General features: G+C 62.0%; 5 protein-coding genes. 2 read left to right on the top strand and 3 right to left on the bottom strand.

Going from position 1 to position 2,768, the window contains the following annotated elements:
* From ENZ74_RS27950 to ENZ74_RS27960, 3 genes are all read right to left on the bottom strand, one after another.
* On the bottom strand, positions 1-681 hold a 681-nt coding region (locus ENZ74_RS27950; RefSeq protein ID WP_164761262.1), incomplete at its 3' end, for an MFS transporter.
* 117 nt (positions 682-798) lie between these two features.
* A complete protein-coding gene (locus ENZ74_RS27955) occupies positions 799-1,107 on the bottom strand; it encodes a DUF1244 domain-containing protein (RefSeq protein WP_063170352.1) in 309 nt (102 codons plus the stop codon).
* Positions 1,108-1,118: 11 nt separating this feature from the next.
* Entirely contained in the window at positions 1,119-1,916 is a 798-nt protein-coding gene (locus ENZ74_RS27960; RefSeq protein WP_024502956.1) for an N-formylglutamate amidohydrolase, read from the bottom strand.
* A gap of 245 nt (positions 1,917-2,161) precedes the next feature.
* Between ENZ74_RS27960 and ENZ74_RS27965 the strand changes: the two genes are divergently transcribed.
* Together ENZ74_RS27965 and ENZ74_RS27970 are read left to right on the top strand one after the other, a co-directional pair.
* The gene (locus tag ENZ74_RS27965; protein WP_063169175.1) at positions 2,162-2,650 is read left to right on the top strand and encodes a DUF1036 domain-containing protein; all 489 of its coding nucleotides are present in this window, start codon (positions 2,162-2,164) and stop codon (positions 2,648-2,650) included.
* The coding region (locus ENZ74_RS27970; protein WP_164761261.1) for a pyruvate kinase at positions 2,647-2,768 on the top strand (122 nt) is incomplete at its 3' end. The genes ENZ74_RS27965 and ENZ74_RS27970, both read left to right, overlap by 4 nt.

A 2,768-nucleotide genomic window follows, 5' to 3' on the forward strand; every position in this document is an offset into this window, starting at 1 on the left:
GTCGAGCACCGCGCCCTCGGAGATCATCGCCAGTAACGCCATCAGCCCGATCAGATAAACCAGCGGGTTTGCCGGCAGTGCGAATTTGTGGTGCTCGGCCGCCTGCGGTCTGTCTTCGGCGAGGAGATAGCGAACGGCCACCGCGATCACCGCGAAGGCAAACGCCGTTACTGCCGCCGCGTGGACGAGGTGGCCGTAATGCTGGATGGCAAAGCCGCCGAGGCCGCCACCGGCAAAACCGCCGAGACTCCAGAAGCCGTGCGAAGACGACATGACGGCGCGGGAGAGCCGCCGTTCGACCACCACGGCGTTGGCATTCATCGCAACGTCCATGCCACCGATCGAGCCGCCGAAGATGATCATGGCAACGGCCGCCAAGGGTACGTCGGGCGCCAGCGCCACGACCATGAGACCGAGGCTGCCGCACAGGGCGAACCAACGCAGTACGGTGCGCGAACCATGTCTGGAGATCAAATGGCCACACCAGGTCATCGCGACGACGGCGCCGACCCCAAACAACAGAATCAGCAGACCGAGCGTGAACTTCGAAATCTCCAGCCGGGTCAGGAACACCGGAATCTGCGGCGCCCAGCTGCCCGTCAGGAAGCCGTTGGCGAGGAAAATGGCCGCGAGCGCCCATCGGCCGCGAATGGCAGTCAGCTTGGCAGTTGACGCGTTCATGAGGCGAATCCCGCAAGAAATGGCTTCGCGCGGCAAATTAGATCGATTCAATTTTCAGTCAAGGCTCTTTCGGGAAGCATTTTTTGAGCCAAACACAGCCTTGAGTGATCGCCGGCCTTAATGGTCCTTGTGGCGCCTTGCCTCGAATTCGGCCTTCTTGGCGTCGGAGGCCTCGGTCTGGTTGAGCGCCTGCCATTGCGCATAAGGCATGCCGTAGACGATCTCGCGCGACTGATCCTTGGTGAGACCGACGCCCTCGGCATTGGCCGCCTCGCGATACCAGTTCGACAGGCAGTTGCGGCAGAAGCCGGCGAGGTTCATCAGGTCGATGTTCTGCACGTCGTTGCGTTCGCGCAGATGCTCGACCAGCCGGCGGAAGGCGGCCGCCTCGAAATCGCGTTGCTGCTCGTCGCTGAGTTCGGTCATCGAAACCTCCGTCATAGCGGCCCGGTGCGCGAGCCGAACATCTTCACCACATGTATATCGGGACGGCGGTCGATGGCGTCAACGATCGGCGCCAGCCGTTCGGCCCAGGCGAGCGCGCCCTTCTGGTCCGATATCAAATCCTGTCGGATCTCGATCAGCGCATGGGCGAAGCCGTTGACGATGGCGTGCTTGTACATGGTGTCGCCGCGCAGCGCGCCGTCATAGGGTTCGTTGTCGCCGACGACGAGGTTCCTGTCCTGCGCCAGCATGTCTATCAACGGCCGCGCCACGCGGTCGTCGAGGTCCCACAGGATGCCGACGTGCCAAGGACGCTGGATTCCTTGCATGGCCGGGGTGAAGGAATGCACCGAGAAGATGAAGGGCGCCTGGGCGGAAGCCTGTGCGACCGAGGCGATCATGGCGCTGACGGCGTCGTGATAGGGCCGGTAGAACCCGTCGAGCCGCCTCTCGCGCTCCTCGGCAGCGATGGGGTAGTTCCCAGGTACGACCGTGCCGTCATAAAGCTGGCGAATGAGCGTCGGGTCGTCTTCGCCGCGATTGGGATCGATCAGCAGCCGCGAAAAATTGGCGAGCACCGCTGGCACGCCCAGCAGGGCAGCCAGTTCGCGCGTCACGCCCTCGACGCCGATGTCATAGGCGATGTGGCGGTCGAACTCCGCTGAGGGCAGGCCGAGGCTGCCATAGTCGTCGGGCAGGTCGCGACGGGCATGATCGCCCAACAGCACGATGCCTCGCTTGCGGTCGCCCTCGATGATGTCGAAAGGCGCGAAAACTGTGGATCGGGTCATTGGCGGGAAATGGTCTGTTCGCTGGCTTCCGGGGAGGATGCTATCGTCATTCCACGAAGACGACGCTTGCGCAATGCCGTTGTTTGGCCAAGGTTTCCCGGGAAATCTGGCACAAGTCGGCGAATTGTGCGCCGGAGCCTTTCTAAATCGATTGGAATTGGACAAAACGGTGCGTTGACATGCGCCCGGACTTTTCCGAAAAGGGGCGCAGAGAGATGCTGATGTGGTTTTTGAGGGGTTTTCGGATGAGTTCCGCCGGCGGGCAGCGCATGCGCTCTGCCTTTGCCATGCCGCTCCTCACTCTTGCCATCGGCCTGCCGGCCATGGTCGTGGCTTCGCCGGCGCGTGCCGATTTCCGCGTCTGCAACGCCACGCAGAACCTGGTTGGTGTCGGCATCGGCTATCGCGCCAAGGCCGGCTGGATCACTGAAGGCTGGTGGCACATCGAGGGATCGAGCTGCAAGACGCTGATCGAAGGGCCGCTGTCATCAAGGTTTTACTATCTTTATGCAGAAGACGCCGAACGCGGTGGACGCTGGGACGGCCCGATCAACATGTGCGTGGCTGAAAAAGAGTTCAAGATCGCAGGCGTAACCGACTGCGTCGCCCGGGGCTTTCAGCGCGCCGGATTCCAGGAATATGACACGGGCGAACAGGCAAGCTGGATGGTCCAGCTGACCGATGAGTCCACAACGGGAGGCGCTCCAGCCACCCCGGGAACAAACAGTCAATGAGACGTAGCCGCAAGGTCAAGATCCTAGCCACCATCGGTCCTGCCTCCTCCTCGGAGGAGATGCTGAAGAAACTGTTCGAAGCGGGCGCCGATGTGTTCCGCATCAATATGAGCCATAC

This window comes from Mesorhizobium sp. M7A.F.Ca.CA.002.15.2.1 (assembly GCF_003998715.1).
Taxonomy (GTDB): domain Bacteria; phylum Pseudomonadota; class Alphaproteobacteria; order Rhizobiales; family Rhizobiaceae; genus Mesorhizobium; species Mesorhizobium ciceri.

Excerpts from the sequence above, each read along its gene's own strand:
- ENZ74_RS27960 (WP_024502956.1), bottom strand. The coding sequence starts at position 1,916 with ATGACCCGATCCACAGTTTTCGCGCCTTTCGACATCATCGAGGGCGAC.
- ENZ74_RS27965 (WP_063169175.1), top strand. The coding sequence starts at position 2,162 with ATGAGTTCCGCCGGCGGGCAGCGCATGCGCTCTGCCTTTGCCATGCCG.
- ENZ74_RS27955 (WP_063170352.1), bottom strand. The coding sequence starts at position 1,107 with ATGACCGAACTCAGCGACGAGCAGCAACGCGATTTCGAGGCGGCCGCC.